We start from the raw sequence: 19582 nt of genomic DNA on the forward strand, positions 1-19582 counted from the left end.
CGGATCAATGACCGAGCCGCGGCTCACGCGCTCTTGCGCAGCGCGACCATGAACATGGCGTCGGTTCCGTGGACGTGCGGCCACAACTGCACACTCGTGCCCCCGCCGGGGACGTCGTGCCCCGCCGCCCGAGCGTCGTCGAGCGCGCCGGGCAGGGCGGCATCCACGGCGAGCTGCGCGGTGTCCAGGACCGACACGTCGCCGCGCCGTTCCACGACGTCCTGGAGCACGTGGTGCGTCTCGGCGGTGTGCGGTGAGCACGTGGCGTAGAGCACCACCCCGCCGGGGCGGGTGGCGTCCAGCGCGGCGTCGAGCAGCTCGCGCTGCAGCGGGGCCAGGTTCGCGACGTCCGACGGCGTGCGCCGCCATCGCGCTTCGGGACGACGCCGCAGCGCGCCCAGTCCGGTGCACGGCACGTCCACGAGCACGCGATCGAAACGTGCGTCCTGGCCGGACGGGATCTGCCGGGCGTCGCCGGTGCGGACGTGCCACGCCTCGTGGTCCACGGCCGACAGTGCCTGGCGCACGAGGTCGCTACGGTGCTCGCTGACCTCGTTGGCCAGCAACGTGGCACCGCGCTCGTGGGCCAATGCCGCGAGCAGCGCCGCCTTGCCGCCGGGTCCGGCGCAGAAGTCGGCCCACGCGCCGGCGTCATCGGCCACGGGCGCCTGTGCGAGCACGCGGGCCACGAGCTGGGAACCGGCGTCCTGGACACGCACCGTTCCCTCCCGCGTGCCCGGGACGCGGTGGACGTCTCCCCCGGCGCTGACCGCGCTGTTCGGGACCAGGTCACCGGGTTCGGCGCCTGCTGCGAGTGCGGGCTCGAGCGAGCCGATACCGGGCAGGGCCACGAGGTGCACACGGGGCGCCTCGTTGTCCGCTTCCAACAGGGCCTCGATCTCCGCGGTGTCTCGGCCGTTGGCACGCAGGGACCGGCGCAACGCGCGAACCTCCCACACCGGGTGGGCGTGGCGGACACCGAGCTGCCGCAGCTCGTCGGTGTGCTCGGCGGCGAGCGCGTCCAGCCATTCGTCGTGGCTGCGCCGGGTCACCTTGCGCAGGACGGCGTTGACGAGTCCCGAGGGTCCCTGCCCGATCTCCCCGCGCACCAGACCTACGGTCGCGTCCAGCGCGGCGTGATCGGGGACGCGCATCGCGAGCAACTGGTGCACGCCCAGGCGCAGGGCGTCCAGCACCGCGGGGTCCAACTGGTCCAGCGGGCGGTCCACGCACTTCTCGAGCACGGCGTCCCACGTGCCACTCCACCGCATGGTCCCGTAGGCGAGCTCGGTCGCGAACGCCGCGTCCCGCTTGTCGAGGCGGTTTTCACGGACCAGGCGTGGCAGCACGAGGTTCCCGTAGGCGTCCTCCGAGTTGACCGCGCGCAGGGCCTGATATGCGGTCAGCCGTGCGGGATCGGAGCGCTTGCGACGCTGCGAGGGCGCCTGCGCGGAGTAAGAGCGCTCGTGCTGGGCCCGGCGGTTGCGCTCGTGGCCCTGGGCGTCGCGACGCGAGCCGTCCCCCGCTCGCCGATCCCTCCCGCCGGCCTCCCGGGGCGAGCGGTCGTCACCACGGCGCCCACCGGAGCCGCTGGGCGAGCGGTCGTCGCCGCCCCGGCCGCTGGCATCACGGAACGAACGATCGTCACGACGGCGGTTGTTCCCCCGAGACCGGTCGTTGCCGCTACCGGCGTGGCCGCGGTGCTGCTGGTCCCGACTCATCCGAAGGCCACCTGTTCCGTGTTCTGCTTGCCGCGCGCCCAGTCGAGGGCCGCCATGGGTTTCTTGCCATTGGGTTGCACGCGGGTCAGCTCCACGGCGTAGGACCCGGTGCCCACGAAGACCCGCTTCTCCCGCAGCTCCACGTGGCCCGGGGCGATCCCGGTGATCTCTGGGGCGGGGATCACGCGGTCGAGCTTGAAGCGTTGGCCGTCGAGTTCGGTCCACGCACCGGGTTCGGGGGTCACACCGCGCACCCGGTGAGCCACGGCCACGGCGGGATGTGACCAATCGACGCGCCCGTCCTGGGCCGTGAGTTTAGGGGCAGCGGTGGATTCACCGCGTTGCGGCGTGGGGTGCACGCGGCCCGAGGCCACACCGAGCAAGGATTCCGCAAGCAGGGGCGAACCTTCATGTGCGAGCCGATCCAGGACCGAACCGGACGTGTCCTCCGGACGCACCTCGTCCGTGAGGGTGCCTACCACGGGGCCGGTGTCCATGCCGTCGTCCAGGACGAAGGTGGTGGCCCCGACCACGGAGTCCCCGGCCATGAGGGCCCGCTGCACCGGGGCGGCGCCGCGCCACTGGGGCAAGAGGGAGAAATGCAGGTTGATCCACCCGTCCTCGAAGACCTCCAGGGCCGGTCGCGGCAGCAGGGCGCCGTAGGCCACGACCGCCGCGATGCTCGCGCCGGTGTCACGCAGGGTGTCCAGGAGTTCACCCCGGACCCGATTGGCCTTGATCACGGGCAGCCCGAGCTCATCGGCCCGACGACCCACCGCGGACGGGGCCATGACCTTCTTGCGGCCCACGGGGGCGTCCTCACGGGTCAGCACCGCGGTGATCTCGATCCGGGGATCCTGGTGCAGTGCCTCGAGCGGGGGGACGGCGGTCTCCGGGGTTCCCGCGTACAGGATCTTGAGGGGCTGCTGGTTCGTGTCGGGGCTCATCGGGCATCACCCGCCGCGCCGAATGCGGAACCGGCTGTGTGTGCGGCGCCGGGTGCGGCTCCCGAGGTGCGGGCCGCACCGAAAGCCGACCCAGCGGCGTCGTGTGCGTCCGGTGTTGAGTGACTCGCGCGCTGCGCCTCGCGTTCGCGCGTGACACGGGTGGTCGTGTCCGTGAACGACTGCGCGCGCAACTGCCGCATGGCGTCCTTGCGCTCGTCACCCACGAGACGGTCGACGTAGAGCATGCCGCCCAGGTGATCGTTCTCGTGCTGGAAGCAGCGGGCCAACAGGCCGGTGGCCTCACGGTGCACGGGCTCGCCGTGGCAATCCACCCCGGTGAGGACGGCGTGCTCGGCGCGGGGGGTCTCGTAGGACAGGCCCGGGACCGACAGGCAGCCCTCGCCGCCTTCCTGCGGCTCCTCCCCCATGCTCAGCTGGGGGTTGATCACGTGCCCTTCGTCCCCGTCGATGCCCCACGTGAAGACGCGCAATCCCACGCCCACCTGCGGTGCGGCCAGACCCACACCGCCCACGGCGTACATGGTCTCAAGCATGTCCCGGACGAGGGCAGCCAGGGCGTCGTCGAACTGCGTGACCTCCTGGGCCGGGGTGCGCAGGACGGGGTCACCGATGGTACGAATGCGCAAAATACTCACCGCGGAGTGCACTCCTCATGGGGGTCGTGGGACGGGGTGTGCCTGTCAGTCTACGGCGGGGCCCGCGACCGTCTCGGCCGTCACGACCTGCGTGCCGCCCGCCACGCGACCCGTGGGGGAGGAATCCAGGGGCGGGGGCGCGATGCTACGCAGTTGCGCCCCGGCGGTGGCCAATTGGGAATTGCGCGCCCACACCTTGGCCAGGGCGCAGAACTTGTACCAGTGCACGGGGAGGTGCTCGGGCGCGGCCTGCACGGTGAGCGCCTCGGTCTCACCGATCGCCACGGCCATCAAGACATCCGCGTCCCGGTAGCGCCACGGTTCCCACTCCCCCGCCGTAGCGTCCACGAGGGATTCCTCGGCCTTGAGCCCGGCCACCAACTGGGTCACCACCTTGGGGTCCGGGGCCTTGACCCGCCCGGCGCGGTCGGTCCCGCGGGTCTTGTAATCGATCAGACACACCTTGCCGCCGATGCGTGCCACGAGATCCAAAGTGCCGGCGTAGCCCACCGTGGAGTTCCATACCGTGATCTCCGCGGCCAGCGGTTCGGGGCGGAACAACTGCCACCATTGGTCCGCACTGTCCGCGAATCGGGTCTCATGGTGTTCTGCGAGCGTGTCCCGGGCCCGGTCCACCTCGTGGTCGCGGCCCATGGCCCGCAGCGCGAGCTGCTCGCAGTAGTCGTGTACGCGGTCACCGCGCTGCGCCGCGTGGTCCCGGTGTCGCTCCGCCGCCTTGGCCGCGTGGTTCACGAGCGAACGACGACGCCGCGTGTCCCGGAGCGCGTCCGGCAACTGGGGATCCGTGGCCAGGGCCTGCGCTGCGGTGTAGGCGTACCAGCCCCCGAGGTCGTTGGCCTCGCACCCGATGACCGTGGTGATGGAGGGGACCTCGAGGTCCCCGCCCTCACTCCGGGCGTACATCCGGCCGGTGGCGGTCTGCTGGGCCAAGCGGGGTTGAGTCATGGGCTCAGCGTAGGAAGGGGTCCAGACACGGACAACGATCACCGACTCACCCGGGCGGAGCGGGCTCGGACGTCCGTCCAGGAGCCGGACCTCACGCGGCCGGGGCCGGACCGACCGGTCCGATCGGCCTTGGACGCGAAAGAACCCGGCCCCTCCCGGGACCGGGTTCCTCGTTACCGTGCGCGATACTGGGATCGAACCAGTGACCTCTTCGGTGTGAACGAAGCGCGCTACCGCTGCGCCAATCGCGCTTGCAACGTTGAAGACTCTAGAACACTTCGTCCGGGAACGGCAAATTCCTCGGCCTCCGCGATCGATTTGCCCGGACCCGTTCCGGTGGGTAATGTTCTTGCTCGTTGGCAACGCCCCGAAAGCGGAGTCATTCGGTGGCAACACCCCGGATGGACAAACACTGAAGGGCATGAAGTCTTGTGATAAAGTTTCCGCTCGGAAGAACGGAGTACTGATTTCCAGGACCTCGATCGACCGACAATGCGGACGTAGCTCAGCTGGTAGAGCATCACCTTGCCATGGTGAGGGTCGCGGGTTCGACTCCCGTCGTCCGCTCGCAGTTTTCGACCCTGGTCGAGACCTGAGACCTTGTCCTTTCAAGGATCTGGTCCCCGGTGGGGTGGCCGAGTGGTTAGGCAGCGGCCTGCAAAGCCGTCTACGCGGGTTCGAATCCCGTCTCCACCTCGGTGCAACCACCTCGTTCAATATGATGAACATTGAGCGCGATTGGCGCAGCGGTAGCGCGCTTCCCTGACACGGAAGAGGTCACTGGTTCGATCCCAGTATCGCGCACCAGACAAGGCCCCGGAACACTACTTTCCGGGGCCTTTCGCGTGCCACCGCTGACCTACGACCCGGCGGCGCGCACCGAGTGGGAGACATGGCCCAGAACCCGCAGCACCCGGGTCAGCCGATTGTAAGAGACCATTCCCCGCACCGCGCGGGCCACGATGACGTCCCAGGACGGCGTCTCCCCCGGTCCACGGGTGACCCAGTGGCCCGCATGCCCTCCAACAGCTCACCGAGCGCCTGGGCGATTTCGAGGGCGTCCACGAGGGGCCGCCGCGGATCGTCGATCACGGTGACCAGCGCACGGATGTCGGGGATCGTGGCACCGGCCTCCTCCCGCAGTACCCGGATGAGCTGCAGGCATTCCACGTGACCGTGATCGTAGTCCTGCCGCGTGGCGGTGAGCCTGGTACCGGCGGGCAACAGTCCCTCCCGACGGTAGAACTTGATGCTGGCCGTGGTGGTGTTGCTGACCTCGGCCAGAGCATGGAGCATGCATGACGCAACCCCCTCGGATAGTCGTCGACGCGTCAACAGTCCTGACGGCGCGCTGGATACCACAACCTTCATCCACCCCCACGGCCTGACGTGGCTGCACGGACTCGCCGCGTTCACGCTCTTGTCGGTGGGGTTGGCCATGTGGGGGATCCTGCACGGCGACGTCCGAATGCACCGGCGGAACATGCTCGTGGGATCCCATGGCCACGACGCCCGCTCTCTTGTCACGCGTTCGGATCGACCACCCCCACGGCCACGACCAGGTCCTGCCAGCTCATGCCCACACACTTGAACACGCGGGGCCGCGTCTCATCAGGGGCCACCGCGCCCGTGACGACGTCCGCGAGGTCCACGAGTGAATCCTCGTGTAATGAACTGTCGGCCACGGCCTGGATCACGTCCCCGGCTTCACGCATGGCGGTGGCCCGGTCCTCCACGACCACCTGGGCGCGACCCATGAGCGCGGAATCAAGCTCGCGGAACTGTGGCTCGTGGGATCCCATGGCCACGACGCACGCGGTGTCCGGCACCAGGGCACCGTCGAAGAGGGGCTCCGCCGCCGACGTCGTGCACACCACCACGTCCGCGTCGCGCACCTCGCTCGCGTCCCCCGATCGGGCCGCGAGACTTAGCGTGCGGGCATAGTCGACGGCGGCGTCCACCTTGCGCGGCGTCCGGCCGCACACCACCACCTCCGTGAACGAGCGAATCTCGGCGAATGCCGCGATGTGGGCGAGCGCCTGCGGCCCCGTGCCGAACACCACGAGCTTGGTCGCCTCCTTCGGGGCCAGGTAGTCGGTGGCCACGGCCGAGATCGCGGGGGTCCGCAGGGTGGTGAGGACGTTGCCTTCCAGCAGAGCTCGAAGACTCAGGGTGGCTGAGTCCATGAGCATGTAGGTGGCCTGGATGCGGGGCAGATCGCGTTCGGGATTCCCGGGCGAGACCGATGCGACCTTGATGCCTGCCCAGTCACCAATGACCGACGGCATCAACAGCAGATGGCCCTCGCCGGCGGGGACATTGCTGCGCGCGGGGTCATCTTCCGGGCGGAATCCGGAACGCAGCGTGGCTTCGAGAAGCCGACGTGCACGCTCGGCGGGAACCGCCCGCACGATCTGTTCCTCGGTGTACCACGCGGGTGCACCCTGGATTCCTGTCGAGCACTGCTCCTGGGGGGTCGATCCCTCGGTGGTCATGATGCGGTTCCTCCCAGGGATGCGGTGCTCCGGCATTGGCCGATTCACTGTCTCGACTGTTCCGTCAGCATATCCCCGACCAGGACCGGACTTCAGGGAAAAACTCCCGCCCCACCCGGGTAAGAGACCCGGGCGGGGCGGGAGCGGCGTCGTCGCCGACGCGGTGCCGTCAGGAGACGGCGGGGATCACAACATGCAGGAGACGCAGCCCTCGACCTCGGTACCCTCGAGCGCCAGCTGGCGGATGCGCGAGTAGTACATGGTCTTGATGCCCTTCCGCCACGCGTAGATCTGCGCGCGGTTGATGTCGCGCGTGGTGGCGGTGTCCTTGAAGAACAGCGTGAGGGACAGGCCCTGGTCCACATGCTGGGTCGCGGCGGCGTACGTGTCGATGATTTTCTCGTAGCCGATCTCGTACGCGTCCTGGAAGTACTCCAGGTTCTCGTTGTCCATGAACGGCGCCGGGTAGTACACACGCCCGAGCTTGCCCTCCTTGCGGATCTCGATCCGCGAGGCGATCGGGTGGATCGAGGACGTGGAGTTGTTGATGTACGAGATGGACCCCGTGGGCGGGACCGCTTGCAGGTTCTGGTTGTACATCCCGTCCGCCATGACCTTCTCGCGCAGCTCACGCCAGTCGTTCGCGGTGGGCAGGGCGATGCCCGCCCGCTCGAACAGCTCGGCGACGCGCGGCGTGGCGGGCTCCCACACGCCGTCAACGTACTTGTCGAAGAACGTGCCGCTCGCGTAGGCCGACTTCTCGAAGCCCACGAAGGAGTCGCCGCGCTCCTTGGCGATCAGGTTGGACGCGCGGATCGCGTGGTAGGTCACCGCGTAGAAATACATGTTGGTGAAGTCCACGCCCTCGGTCGAACCGTAGTGGATGTGCTCCTTGGCGAGGTACCCGTGCAGGTTCATCTGCCCCAGGCCCACCGCGTGGGACATCTCGTTGCCGCGCCGGATGGAGGGCACCGAGTCGATGTTGGACATGTCCGAGACCGCCGTGAGACCGCGGATCGCGATTTCGATGCTCGCGCCGAAGTCCTGGGACTCCATGGCCATGGCGATGTTCATGGACCCCAGGTTGCACGAGATGTCCTTGCCCACCTGCGCGTACGTGAGGTCCTCGTTGTACACGGAGGGCTCGGAGACCTGGAGGATCTCGGAGCACAGGTTGGACATGATGATCTTGCCGTCGATGGGGTTGGCGCGGTTCACCGTGTCCTCGAACATGATGTACGGGTACCCGGACTCGAACTGCACCTCCGCCACGGTCTGGAAGAACTCGCGGGCGTTGATCTTCTTCTTGGCGATGCGGGAGTCGTTCACCATCTCGTGGTACTTCTCGCTCACGTTGACGTCCGCGAACGGCACGCCGTAGATCCTCTCCACGTCGTACGGGGAGAACAGGTACATGTCCTGGTCCTTCTTGGCCAGCTCGAACGTGATGTCCGGGATGACCACACCCAGCGAGAGGGTCTTGATGCGAATCTTCTCGTCCGCGTTCTCGCGCTTGGTGTCCAGGAAGTTGAGGATGTCCGGGTGGTGGGCGTTCAAGTACACCGCGCCGGCGCCCTGGCGGGCACCCAGCTGATTGGCGTAGGAGAAGGAGTCCTCGAGCAGCTTCATCACGGGGATGACACCGGAGGACTGATTCTCGATCATCTTGATGGGCGCACCGGACTCGCGCAGGTTGGTCAGCGCGAACGCCACGCCACCGCCGCGCTTGGACAGCTGCAGCGCGGAGTTGATGTTGCGCCCGATCGACTCCATGTTGTCCTCGAAGCGCACCAGGAAGCACGAGACGAGCTCGCCGCGCTGCTTCTTGCCCGCGTTGAGGAACGTGGGCGTGGCCGGCTGGAACCGCCCGGAGATGATCTCCGCCACGAGCCGCTGCGCGAGGGCCTCGTTCCCGTCCGCGAGGTACAGGGACACCATGACCACGCGGTCCTCGAACCGTTCCAGGTAACGCTGACCATCGAAGGTCTTGAGCGTGTATGACGTGTAGAACTTGAACGCGCCCAGGAAGGTCTGGAACCGGAACTTGTAGCCGTAGGCCTGCTTGGACAGCGCCTTCACGAACTCGAAGCTGTACTTCTCGAGCACCTCGGCCTCGTAGTACTGGTGGTCCACGAGGTACTTGAGCTTCTCCTCGAGGTCGTGGAAGAACACGGTGTTCTTGTTCACGTGCTGCAGGAAGTACTGTCGCGCGGCCTGGCGGTCGGCCTCGAACTGGATCTTGCCGTCCGCGTCGTAGAGGTTCAACAGCGCGTTGAGCTCGTGGTAGCCCAGCCCGCGGTACTTCTCGGGGCAGGTGGGATCCTCGTGACCGGGTTCGACGCTCACGCCCGGGGTTGCATGGATGCTTGCCAAAACTTGTCCAATCCTTGGGTAACCTTCTCGACGTCCTCGTCGGTTCCCATGAGCTCGAACTTGTAGAGCAGGGGAACCTGACACTTGGCTGCGACCTTCTCCGCGGCGACGCAGAACAGGGGGCCGAAGTTGGTGTTGCCCGCGCCGAGCACCCCCAACAGGTGCGCGCGCGAGACGGGATCGTTGAGAAACTTCACGACTTGCGGTGGGACCGATCCCGCTCCCCCGGGACGCCCGTAACTGGGCACTGCCAGCACGTAGGGTTCGTCAATGCGGGGAGCGGTTTCGGTGGTCTTCAGGGGCAACCGGACGGACCGCACCGGGAGTTTGGTGACGAACCTGTCCGTGTTGCGCGTCACGGAGGAGAAGTACACCACTAGGGGTGCATCATCCCCCGCGACGACGGGTGTGCGATGGAGTTCCCGCTCCTTCGCCTGGGCGAGAACCGTGGCGAGAGCACTCATGCCGGGTCACTTCGATTCTGGGGGGTCGTACCAATTCGTGTGATTCCGGGGGCGGGCTGGCGGTGGGGTTCGGGGCCACTCGCCCGGGTGGTGCCGGGCCGCCCGCGGCGGCCCGTCCGTTTCCGACTCAGGCGGAGCGCAGCAGGGCCAGCGAGTTGATCTTGTCCGGGCGGAAGCCGGACCAGTGCTCGGTGGCGGTCTCCACGACGGGGACCTGCTGGTATCCCAGGCCCACCACGTGCTCGTAGGCGGCGGTGTCCTCGGTGACGTCCACGACGGTGTAGTCGATGCCCTTCTTGGTGAGAGCACGGTAGGTGGCGTTGCACTGGACGCACGACGGCTTGGAATACACGGTGACAGACATAGCCCATTCTCCTTGCGGGAAGTACCAATTTTCGGGCGCTTCCGGGGCCGTTCGGCTCTGGATCCGGGTGGTGCGCCAGGTGGTTGAAGATCTACGTCAATACTACATCTAGTGTCGTGTGCCGGAACAGGACCCAACATGATGTGGTCGTGTGATCCACAGGGGGATGTCGTCTTTTCCCCGGGTTGTCCACAGGGACCGCGCCCGGGAGCCCTGAGAACACGCGGTTCTCGCGGGGCCCATGTGGACAAGACGGGCGGGGGAAGTCACGAAAATTTTTTTTGCACAGCGTGTCTCACGCGCCGCGCAGCACGTCCTCGAGAGAGCGGGGCGCGTGCCCGGTGAGCATCTGGACGTCGTTCGTGACGCGCGAGAGCTCCCCCGAGGCGATCGCCGTGTACGTGGAGAGCCAGCCCTCCATCTGCCACGGCTCGGGTCGTAGCCAGCGCGGGACGCCCGGGCCTGCTCGGGGGTCTCGGGCTCGTAGCGGTGGTCCTGCCCCGTCACACGGGTCATGATCCGCGCCATTTCGTCCAGGGTGAGCGCACTGGGACCGGTCAGGGTGTAGGCCGCGCGCTCGTGCCCTCGCGGATCCAGCAGCACCGCGAGCGCGGCGTCGACGACGTCGGCGCGGGCCACCGCCGCGACCCGCCCGTCCCCGGCGGGCCCGCGCAGGACGCGGTCGGCACTGACGAAGTCCGGGAAGACGTCCAGGTAGAAGTTGTCCCGTAGGAAGGTGTACTCGAGACCGGCGCGCTCGATGGCCTGCTCTGTGGCGTAGTGGGTGCGGGCGAACGTGAAGGTCGCGTCCGGTGCGGGTGCAGCGAAGGACGTGTAGACCACCCGGCGCACGCCCGCGCGGGACAGCGCCTCGACCATGGCCAGTTGCTGTTGCTTGCGATCCGCCGATTCGGACGCGGACACCAGGAACACAGTGTCCAGTCCCGCCATCGACTCCGCGGCCCCGTCCGGGTCGGCGAAGTCCATGGTGGCGGCGTCGAGCAGGCCGTTCGCTGCGGCCACGTGGGACGCGACCCGGTGCGGGGAACGCACGAGCAGCCGGTGGGCGACGCCGCGTTCTTCGAGCCGGCGCGAGACGGCCCCGCCGATGCGTCCCGTGGCGCCGGTGATACCGAGGGTCGTGTGTGCCATGGTTCCTCCGTTCGGGGGTGCATCCGACAATGTGCTCGGGGCGGGTCGACGGGTGCCAGGATCGGGGCGCCCCCGTGGCCCGCGCGGGTTCAGAGCAACCCGGCGTCCTTCAGCTGATCCGAGATGGAGGCGCCGTCGTTGGCCTCGATCCACAGCGTGCCCTCCGGAACGGTCACGTGATGGCCCTCCGAGGCGCGGGTGCCCGCGGCCAGGACGGCCTCGGTGGGTGAGAGGTTGCGGATCACGATGGCGGCCACCGAGTCCGGGTGACGCTGCGCGAAGCCCGAGTAGATCTGCGGATCGTGCTGACCGTCGTCGCCGATCAGGATCCACCGCACGTGGGGGAAGTTGCGCGCCAGCCGCTGCAGGTTCTGCACCTTGTGCTGGGAACCAGACCGGAACCAGCGCTCCGTGGTGGGCCCCCAATCGGTGAGCAGCAGCGCTCCGGCGGGGTACGCGTTGCGCGTGAGGAACCGACGCAGGGTGGGCGCCACGTTCCACGCCCCCGTGGAGAGATAGAGGAAGGGTGCGTGCGGATGGCTGCGGCGCAGCCGGTCCATCATGGTGGACATCCCCGGCGTGGGGATGCGCGCGTGCTCGTTGGCCACGAACGAGTTCCAGGCCGCGAGCATGGGGCGGGGCAGGGCGGTGACCATCACGGTGTCGTCCACGTCGCACACGACCCCCACGTGCTGCTCGTCCGAGACCACGGTGACCTTGGCCTCCGTGACCTCCGAGCCCTCGGCCTGCATGTAAATGGTGTGCACCCCGGGGGTCATGGAGACCTTGAGGTCCACGTCGATCACGCCGCCCTTGTCCGCCACGAGGTGGAACTCGTGCTCGCCCAACCACACGTTGACGTGGGCGAACGCGAAGGGCACGGACGTGAAGGAACGCCACCCGCGGATCGACTCCGCGGCGTCGTCGGCGTCCTCGATCAGCAAGCGCGTCTTGAGGAGCACGCGCCCCAGGGCCCGCACGTAGCGGGGGCTGCCGTAGCCGTCGAAGGCGAGCATGGTGGGGATGTCCCCGCGCTGCACGGCCCGTCCCTGACGCCATCGCTGCAGCTTCTGGTCGAAGCGGTACGCGATGTTGATCGCCTCTTCCGTGACCTGGTCCACGGTCTGCAGCAGATCTCCTCCGCCACTGTTTTTCGCCATGCCTCACAGTTTTGCACAGCACTCCCGGCCCACGACGTCGCGGCGTACCGTGCCGCGGACGACGGCGCGCGGCGTCGTGGAGCGGGGCCGTGCCGTCGAACCCCTGGCAGGGCTGCGGGCAGGGCGTCGGGCCCCGGGCGCGAGGACGGACCCGGGGCCCGGCCCCGGTGCCCGCGGCTCAGCCGCGCACGTAGCGCGGGAAGCGCTCGGGGTGGTCGATGGGCTGGGTCTCGGGGCTCATGTCGATCCCGAGGTCCTTGGCGAAGACCAGGCGTGTGCGGGTGTAGACGCGCTTGGTGCGCTCGTCGAGCTCGAACACGCGGGCACCGCGCAGGGTGTGCTCGTCACGGGTGCCGTCGTTGAACCCGTAGGTCCCGAAACCCGTGCCGGGGCCGTAGCCCAGTTCGACCCCGAAGTAGTTGCCCATGTAGGTGTTGATGTGGTCGTGGCCGCAGTACAGGCCCAGGACGTCCCCGCGTTCCAGGACCGCGGCGTAGATCCCCGAGTTGACCATGCCCGTGTAGACGTTCTCGTGCTTCTCCCCCACGATCCCGTGACGCTTCACGGCGGCCGCGTGCCCGGACTCGTCCGAAGTGAACTGCTGACCGAACCACATGTGGTGGTGCTCCCACGTGGGGATGTGGAAGTACATGAGCCCCGGGATCTTCTTCCCGTAACGGCGCTCGGTCTCCACCGAGAGGTCGTTGTACCAGCGGATCTGCTGGGGACGGATCCAGTCGTAGCCCATGAGACCCTCACGGTCCTGCCCGCCGGGGCGTTCCTCCGCGTACCGGCCGGAGTCCAGCAACCACACGGCAAACGCGGGGGCGTGGCCGCGGGACCCGCGGATCAACAGCTGGGCGTTGGACGAGCCGAAGACCTTCTGGTCGTCCCCGGGGTTGAGGTTGTGCTTGTACTGGCGCACGAACTCGACCAACTGCGGTTCACGCATCCCGGTGCCGTGCTCCTCGGCGGAGTCCTCGTCGTGGTTGCCGAATGTCACCGCCCACTTGATGCCCCGGGACTCCATGGGCAGCACCACGTTGTTCACGGCCTGCTTGACCTCGCGGTCGGTGCGCGGGGAACCGTCGATCACGTCCCCGTTGATCAGCACGAACTGGGGCTTCTCCCGGTCCAGCACCTTGTTCATGAGCTCGATGGTGCGCCGGTCGGCGCGCGGGCCGTCCTGGGTGTCGTTGAACTGGACGATCTTGAACCTGCCGTTGCGCCCGAAGGAGAGGGGCATCCGACTGTGACCGTGGCCGTGCTGGGTCACAAGCGCCGGTGCCGCGTGGGCGGTCGACGGCGCGGCGGCGAGCACACCGGCGGCCGCGATGGCGCTGCCTCCGGTGATCAGGTTCCGGCGCGAGGGACGTGAGGTGTTTTCGGTCATGTGGTGCTCCTGGTGCGAAGGGTTCCGACCGCTGCGGGCGGAGGGGGTCCGGCTACTACGGGCGGTGAGCATCCGACCGCGACGGGCGGTGGGTGAGTCACACGCTAGGGTCACCGCGTTACGGCCACGTGGCGCCCCGGTGTCCCATGGGGCACGAGCCGCGCGCCGGTTATTCACCTTCTGACCTGGGGTTCCACCTCCGTTCTGGTGCGGGGGTGCGCACCGGCGGCGGCGCTGTCCCCCTGGGGAGCGCGGCCCCGGGAGGCACCGGGCCGTTCGGGGCCGTGGCTGCGGCGTCGTCCGGGGCCCTCAGCGGACTCCGGTCGCGGCGGACGGGACGGTGTGGGCCGCGAACCCAGCAGGGACCGGGGATCCGGGAGGGTCTCCGGGCGGGAGAGGTCCCACGCCTGGGCCGCCTGGATCCCGATCCCCCGCGGGCCCGTGCGGCGCGTGTGGCCGTGGACCAACAGCAGCGTGGGGGCGAACAGTACCTCACCGGAGGCGGCCTGGGCCTCGTCGAAGAACGTGCAGTCCACGGCCCCGGAGCCGTCGTCCAAGGAGATGAAGACCACGCGTTTGCCGCTGCGCATGGGCGGGGTCATGGTGGAGACCCGCACGCCAGCTACGATCACCTCGGTGCCGTTGCGCAACCCCAACAGGTCCTCGGCCCGGGTGGCCCCGTAGGAACGCATGAGCTCACCGTGCGAGTCCATGAGGTGGGCGCTGACCTCGATGCGCATGGTGTCCATCTCCGCTTTGACCCGCTCCCCCGTGCTCGGTTCAGGCAGCCGCGCCGGAAGGGCGGCCAGGTCCACGTCCCCGAGGGGCAGGGCCAGCTGCCCCTCCCCGGGCTGCGCACGGGCCGAGGTCCCGCGCCCGGTCGCGGGCCGATCCGCCTGTTCCCGCAGGAAGTGGACCATGTCCGTGTGGGAGGCCCGCGTCTCGGCGCGGTGCAACAGGGAGTCCAGGGCGCCCGCCTCCGCGAGCCGTTGCAGCGTGCGCCGGGTGGGCCGGGCGCGCACCCGCAGTTCGGCGAGGGTGCTGTAGGGCTGGGCGGCCACGAGACGTTCGATCTCCGCGGCGCTGATCCCCGTGATGGAACCCAGGGACATGCGGATCCCCCACGCACCGTCCTGGGTGTGGGGGATCCCCCGGTCCAGGTCCCCCGAGACCACGGTCCCTGGCCGCGGCGTGACCGACTCCACCCGGTGGTGGTCCGTGCTGAGGTTGACGTCCGGGCCCAGCACGGGGATCCCCATGCGGCGGGCCTCCCCCACGAGCAGGCGGGCGGGGTACATCCCGGGGTCATGTTCCCACACCCCGGCCATGAACGCCTCCGGGTGATGGGTCTTCAACCACGCCGACTGATAGGTGGGCACCGCGAAGGCCACCGCGTGGGCCTTGCAGAAACCGAAACTGCCGAACGCGTGCAGGATCCCCCACACCGTGTCGATCACGTCCGGGGCGTAGCCTTGAGCGCGGGCGCCGTCGCGGAAAGCGGTTTCCACGGGCTCCTCCGAGGCAGAGCCGAGCAGTCGCCGCCAGATGTCCGCGCGGGCCAGACCACACCCGGTCATCCGGTCCATGATGCGCATGATCTGTTCGTGGTAGACGGCCACCCCGCGGGTCTCGGCGAGGATCTCCTGGAGGTCCGGGTGGGGGTAGGTGGGCGTGGACCAGCCGTGGCGGGCGTTGAGGTAGGGCCGGACCATGGCGGCCTGCATGGGCCCGGGGCGGAACAGGGAGATGTCCACGACGAGGTCGTTGAACTCCTCCGGTCCCATGGTCCCGATCAGTTCCCGCTGCCCGGGGGACTCGATCTGGAAGCACCCCAGGGTGTGGGTGGAGCTGATCAGCCGGAAGGTGTCGGGGTCGTCCCGGGGCATGGTGTCGAGGCTGGGCGGGGGTTCGTGGGGTCGCAACCGGGTGATCTCCTCCACGGCGTGGGCCAGGGTGGACTGCATGCGCACGCCCAGGATGTCGAGTTTGATCAGCCCCATGGGGTCCATGTCGTGCTTGTCGTACTGGGACATGGGCAGCCCGATCCCGCTGGCCTGCACGGGGGTGCGCTGCAACAGGGTGGTGTCGGAGAGGATCACCCCGCACGGATGCATGGAGATGTGCCGGGGTAGTCGGTCGAGACGTTCGGTGAGGTCCACGAGCAGGTCCAACTGCCGGTTGTTGCGCAGCCGCTGCGCGAGCGGGGCGAGTTCGGGCCGGCGTGCGATCTCCTCCCGCAGGGTGCCCCCGGGCACGCGCCACAACTGGGTGGCCACGTGGTCCACCTCCTGGGCCTCGAGCCCCAGTGCCAGTCCGGCGTCCCGCACGGCCCCGCGGGAGCGGTAGGCGTTCTGCATGCTCATGAGCGTGACGCGGCGGGGGCCGAAGCGTTCGAAGATCCGGTGGTAGACGGCGTGGCGTTGCGCGCTCTCCATGTCGATGTCGATGTCCGGCAGGCTGGGGCGCAGCGGGGAGAGGAAGCGCTCGAAGACGAGGTCGTACTCGAGCGGATCCGCCGGTGAGATCCCCAACAGGTGGACCACCAGGGACGAGACCCCGGAACCGCGGGCGGCGTGACGCACACCCATGCCGCTCATCAGTTCCGAGACCTCCCCCACGGTCAGGAAGTACCCGGCGAAGCCGAGCTGGGCGATCACCGCGAGTTCCCGTTCCAACCGTCCGCGCAGGGACTCCCGGTTGAGTCCGGGCACGGTGCGGTCCCAGTCCTCGCCGGCATGCAACCGGGCGAGTCCCGCGTAGCAACGCTGGGCCAGTTCCCGGTCCGGGTCACCGCTCACCCCGATCACCGAGGCCTCCGGGATCACCGGACGGTCCACCCCGAGATCCCCCTCCGGATCCAGACGGCAGCGCTGGGCCAGGTGGTGGGTGTCCGCGAGCAGCGCGCCGTGTCCCGCCTGACCGTGGTCCGCGGCGAGGGCGATCTCCCGGGCCAGCAGACTCATCTCGTCACCGTCCTTGAGCCAGCCCTGCCCGTTGGGTTGCAGCACACCGCGATCCGCCCCGGCCAGTTCGTCGAGGGACATCAAGGTCCGGGCGGCGTCCAGGACGTCCGCGGTCACGGCCTGCCCCGGGTGGGCGTAGCGCACGGCGTTGCTGAGCACCACGGGCAGCTGCGCCTGCCGCCCGATCTGGAACATCCGCACCGCGTGCCCCATGCTCAGGGGCGCACCCTGGGGCGCCAGGTGGGTCACCGTCTCCACCACGAGGGTCCCCGCGGGCAGCGCGTGACGCCATCGGTTCAGCGCGGTGCGCGCCGCGTGGTAGTGCCGTCCCACGAGCAGCCGACCCACGTCCGAGTCCGGGCCGAGCAGCACCACGAGCCCGGGATCACCGTGGCGCGCCGCACGATGCACGTGCCGCTCCAACTGCTCCGCGCTGAGTCCGATGGGGTGGGCCGCGTGCCGGTCATGAGCCCGGTGGGCGGCGGAGACCACCCGGCACAGGGCCGCGTACCCGGCTCCCCCGTTGCGTCCCGTGGCCAGGACCACCGCCCGGCCGATCACCACGGGTGCCGCCGGACGACGTCGCTGTCCGGCCGCCCGATTCTGCCCGGCCACCCGGCCCTGCGCGCCTCCCGCGCCGGCGCGCGGGGTCCGCAGCAGGGCGATGTCCACACCCAGGACGGGAGCGAGACCGTGCGCGCGGCATGCCAGCACGTGTTTGACGGCACCGTAGAGGCCGTCCCGGTCCGTGCACGCGAGGACCTGTGCTCCCTGGGACGCGGCCGCCCGGGCGAGTTCTTCCGGACGCGCCACACCGTAGTGCGCACTGAAGGCCGAGGCCACGTGAAGATGGGGGAACCACATGCCCATATTCGAAACTTTATTCGAACTTCTGTCAATCGCGGACGGCTCCGCGGGCGACATGAAGTGACACGGAAGGACTCCGCACAGCGACCACGGGCGGTCTCATGCGGCGCTGACACGGAGCACCCGCCACTGATCGGTGAACTGGTTCCGGACCAGCTCGAAGGTGCGTGCGACAACCACCCCGGGCCGGACGACCTGCACCCGCCACCGCTCCTGATCCACCGCGCTCGTGCGGCTCTCACGCGGCACGCGGACCTCCACATCCCACCAATTCCGGCGTTCGTACCAGCGAACGACGGGCTGCAGGACGCGATGCTCCTCACCGCGGTACGTCACCACACACGGCGTCCCGGTGATGTCACACACCACCGCGAGATCATCGAGGGCGGGGTCCGTGGAGCCGCCCACCAGCCCCGTGGGACGCTCCACCGGCATGCCCGCACCGATCACCGGAACCGTGTCCCACGGGTCCTCGTACTGCCCGGTCTCCGTCATCTCCAGCACCGTCATGGTGGCTCACCCTCCCCGATTATTCGAAACTTTATTCGACTACTGAGACGGTGCCAAGATCGTCCGACACGCATAAGCGACCGACGCCACAGCGGTGTCGGTCACCGGAGAGATGCCCGCACACGGGCGTGGGTGAGATCTTTTCCGTTAAACGATATCGCGATAGCATTCTTCGAGGAGGTGCTGACGATGAAAAATGTCCTCATCCGGGGACTCAGTGACAGGGCGGTTGAAAGCATCGATGCGGAGGCATCCGCGCTGGGGCTATCCCGCAACGAGTTCCTGCGCCGGAAGTTTGAGACAGCGGCAGCCATGACGAACGACAAGGCCACGGTGACCACTGAGGACTGGGAGCGCTCCTCCCGCGCGTTCGGCGACCTCATGGATGACGACATCATGGCTGCCGCGTGGCACTGACCGGCTGGTTAATCGACAAGTCTGCGTATGCACGAATGCAGGCGGGGAAGGCCGCGCACCTTGAGGACTGGAATGCCCGCATCGCACGAGGACTGGTTCGACTCTCGACGGTCACGCGACTTGAACTGGGATTCTCATCCCGTTCCGGCGAAGGCGGGCGTCAGGCGTTCGGGCTGCCGCCGCTGTCGCTGATGCCCATCGAACATCTGACGCCCGCGATGGAGGACCGTGCCTTCCAGGTGCAGATGTTGCTCGCCGATAGAGGTCAGCATCGTGCGCCGTCCATTCCGGATCTGCTGATCGCAGCATGTGCAGAGAAGGCTGGGCTGACGGTGCTGGCCATGGACAAGGACTTCGACTTGATTGCCGCGGTCACAGGCCAGCCGGTGGAAACCCTCACGCTGCGATGACAGAACACGCGTGAGGCGATTATCGGCCCTCCCGGTCGGTGATTCTCTGCGCCGTGACCGGGGAAATACCGCGGGCCCGCCGCCCTGGGCGACGCCCCGGACCCGCCGACCATGTCACCGGCGTCTCATGCATACTGCCGCGAGCGCATCAGCAGCACCGCGAGCACGGGGCTGAGGCAGCACGCCGCCAGGAACAAGGCCGCTCCCCCCGTGCTGCCGCCGGCCGCGGAGATCAGTACCGCCGAGATCAGCGGGCTGAAACCCGCCACGATCGCACCGTTGGTCTCGCGCGCCAACGCGATACCGCTGAAGCGCTCCGCCGTGGGGAACAGGCCGGCCAGGAGCGCGCCCTGGGAGCCGGAGGTGCACGCGCCAGGGCCTGTTCGTACTCGGGGCTCTCCTCGAGCTTGGCCCGGATGAACACCGCGAGCGCGAAGAGCACCACCGACACCAGGAAGGGGACGCGCCAGGCCCACGCGAGCAGAGCGTCGTCGCCCAGGGATGCGGCCCACAGGAAGGCGACGCACGCGAGCACGATGCCGGCGGGCGGCGCGGAGAGCCCGAACGAGGTGTAGAGCCCGCGGCGTTTGGGCGACGCCCCGGAGTCCATCCCCGCGAAGAACAGCGGCCGATGCTGAGCCCGGCCGCGGTGCCGTACAACGCGTAGTCGTACCACTCGATAACCGTTCCCGCGATCGCCGCGAAAAGCACCCTGCCAGCGCCG

General features: G+C 68.6%; 18 protein-coding genes and 4 tRNA genes. 5 read left to right on the top strand and 17 right to left on the bottom strand.

The window, feature by feature from the left end; all coding sequences use genetic code 11:
- Positions 1-23: 23 nt before the first annotated feature.
- The 5 genes from RF646_RS04905 to RF646_RS04925 all read right to left on the bottom strand — a co-directional run bounded on the left by RF646_RS04905 (position 24) and on the right by RF646_RS04925 (position 4541).
- Positions 24-1721, bottom strand: a complete 1698-nt coding sequence (locus RF646_RS04905; protein ID WP_368835361.1) for an RsmB/NOP family class I SAM-dependent RNA methyltransferase — start codon at positions 1719-1721, stop codon at positions 24-26.
- Positions 1718-2668, bottom strand: coding sequence for a methionyl-tRNA formyltransferase (locus tag RF646_RS04910; RefSeq protein ID WP_085108520.1), 951 nt, complete (start codon positions 2666-2668; stop codon positions 1718-1720). Before RF646_RS04910 ends, RF646_RS04905 begins: the two co-directional genes overlap by 4 nt.
- Positions 2665-3324 (bottom strand): peptide deformylase, encoded by a 660-nt coding sequence (gene def / locus RF646_RS04915; RefSeq protein WP_368835362.1) that lies wholly within the window; start codon positions 3322-3324, stop codon positions 2665-2667. Before def ends, RF646_RS04910 begins: the two co-directional genes overlap by 4 nt.
- Before the next feature lie 45 nt (positions 3325-3369).
- The gene (locus RF646_RS04920) at positions 3370-4290 is read right to left on the bottom strand and encodes a cytochrome (protein ID WP_368835363.1); all 921 of its coding nucleotides are present in this window, start codon (positions 4288-4290) and stop codon (positions 3370-3372) included.
- 179 nt (positions 4291-4469) lie between these two features.
- A tRNA-Val gene (locus tag RF646_RS04925) sits at positions 4470-4541 on the bottom strand.
- Between the two features lie 243 nt (positions 4542-4784).
- On the opposite strand from RF646_RS04925, the gene RF646_RS04930 reads away from it, so the two are divergent.
- From RF646_RS04930 to RF646_RS04940, 3 genes are all read left to right on the top strand, one after another.
- Positions 4785-4857: transfer RNA gene (locus RF646_RS04930), tRNA-Gly, on the top strand.
- Positions 4858-4915: 58 nt separating this feature from the next.
- Positions 4916-4986 (top strand) — tRNA-Cys (locus RF646_RS04935).
- A gap of 36 nt (positions 4987-5022) precedes the next feature.
- A tRNA-Val gene (locus RF646_RS04940) sits at positions 5023-5097 on the top strand.
- A 111-nt stretch (positions 5098-5208) separates the two neighbouring features.
- Here RF646_RS04940 and RF646_RS04945 read toward each other — a convergent pair.
- The 10 genes from RF646_RS04945 to RF646_RS04990 all read right to left on the bottom strand — a co-directional run bounded on the left by RF646_RS04945 (position 5209) and on the right by RF646_RS04990 (position 18031).
- Positions 5209-5586: a MerR family transcriptional regulator gene (locus tag RF646_RS04945; protein ID WP_368835364.1), complete on the bottom strand. Its 378-nt coding sequence runs from the start codon at positions 5584-5586 to the stop codon at positions 5209-5211.
- A 227-nt stretch (positions 5587-5813) separates the two neighbouring features.
- Positions 5814-6785, bottom strand: a complete 972-nt coding sequence (locus tag RF646_RS04950) for an ornithine cyclodeaminase family protein (protein WP_368835365.1) — start codon at positions 6783-6785, stop codon at positions 5814-5816.
- Positions 6786-6971: 186 nt separating this feature from the next.
- Positions 6972-9131: a class 1b ribonucleoside-diphosphate reductase subunit alpha gene (nrdE, locus tag RF646_RS04955; RefSeq protein ID WP_368835366.1), complete on the bottom strand. Its 2160-nt coding sequence runs from the start codon at positions 9129-9131 to the stop codon at positions 6972-6974.
- Positions 9128-9622 carry a class Ib ribonucleoside-diphosphate reductase assembly flavoprotein NrdI gene (nrdI, locus tag RF646_RS04960; RefSeq protein ID WP_064846809.1) on the bottom strand — a complete coding sequence of 165 codons (495 nt, stop codon included), beginning with the start codon at positions 9620-9622 and terminating at the stop codon, positions 9128-9130. The genes nrdE and nrdI overlap by 4 nt, the downstream gene beginning before the upstream one ends.
- 127 nt (positions 9623-9749) lie before the next feature.
- Positions 9750-9986, bottom strand: coding sequence for a glutaredoxin-like protein NrdH (nrdH, locus tag RF646_RS04965; protein ID WP_035962144.1), 237 nt, complete (start codon positions 9984-9986; stop codon positions 9750-9752).
- Between the two features lie 108 nt (positions 9987-10094).
- Positions 10095-11138 (bottom strand): NAD(P)H-binding protein, encoded by a 1044-nt coding sequence (locus tag RF646_RS04970; protein ID WP_368835367.1) that lies wholly within the window; start codon positions 11136-11138, stop codon positions 10095-10097.
- A gap of 89 nt (positions 11139-11227) precedes the next feature.
- A complete protein-coding gene (locus RF646_RS04975; protein WP_368835368.1) occupies positions 11228-12298 on the bottom strand; it encodes an App1 family protein in 1071 nt (356 codons plus the stop codon).
- Between the two features lie 178 nt (positions 12299-12476).
- Complete coding sequence (locus RF646_RS04980) at positions 12477-13691, bottom strand: metallophosphoesterase family protein (RefSeq protein ID WP_368835369.1); 1215 nt, start codon at positions 13689-13691, stop codon at positions 12477-12479.
- 173 nt (positions 13692-13864) lie between these two features.
- Entirely contained in the window at positions 13865-17524 is a 3660-nt protein-coding gene (locus RF646_RS04985) for a DNA polymerase III subunit alpha (protein ID WP_368835370.1), read from the bottom strand.
- A 96-nt stretch (positions 17525-17620) separates the two neighbouring features.
- Positions 17621-18031: a hypothetical protein gene (locus tag RF646_RS04990; protein ID WP_085108706.1), complete on the bottom strand. Its 411-nt coding sequence runs from the start codon at positions 18029-18031 to the stop codon at positions 17621-17623.
- A gap of 189 nt (positions 18032-18220) precedes the next feature.
- On the opposite strand from RF646_RS04990, the gene RF646_RS04995 reads away from it, so the two are divergent.
- Together RF646_RS04995 and RF646_RS05000 are read left to right on the top strand one after the other, a co-directional pair.
- Positions 18221-18448 (top strand): hypothetical protein, encoded by a 228-nt coding sequence (locus RF646_RS04995; RefSeq protein WP_270259255.1) that lies wholly within the window; start codon positions 18221-18223, stop codon positions 18446-18448.
- Positions 18439-18858, top strand: a complete 420-nt coding sequence (locus RF646_RS05000; RefSeq protein ID WP_312797172.1) for a PIN domain nuclease — start codon at positions 18439-18441, stop codon at positions 18856-18858. Before RF646_RS04995 ends, RF646_RS05000 begins: the two co-directional genes overlap by 10 nt.
- Before the next feature lie 125 nt (positions 18859-18983).
- Here RF646_RS05000 and RF646_RS05005 read toward each other — a convergent pair whose 3' ends face one another.
- Both RF646_RS05005 and RF646_RS05010 read right to left on the bottom strand, forming a co-directional pair.
- Positions 18984-19127, bottom strand: a complete 144-nt coding sequence (locus tag RF646_RS05005; RefSeq protein WP_368835371.1) for a hypothetical protein — start codon at positions 19125-19127, stop codon at positions 18984-18986.
- Complete coding sequence (locus tag RF646_RS05010; RefSeq protein WP_368835372.1) at positions 19106-19534, bottom strand: hypothetical protein; 429 nt, start codon at positions 19532-19534, stop codon at positions 19106-19108. The genes RF646_RS05005 and RF646_RS05010 overlap by 22 nt, the downstream gene beginning before the upstream one ends.
- Between the last annotated feature and the right edge of the window lie 48 nt (positions 19535-19582).

This window comes from Kocuria sp. CPCC 205261, from assembly GCF_040981025.1.
GTDB classification, from domain to species: domain Bacteria; phylum Actinomycetota; class Actinomycetes; order Actinomycetales; family Micrococcaceae; genus Kocuria; species Kocuria marina.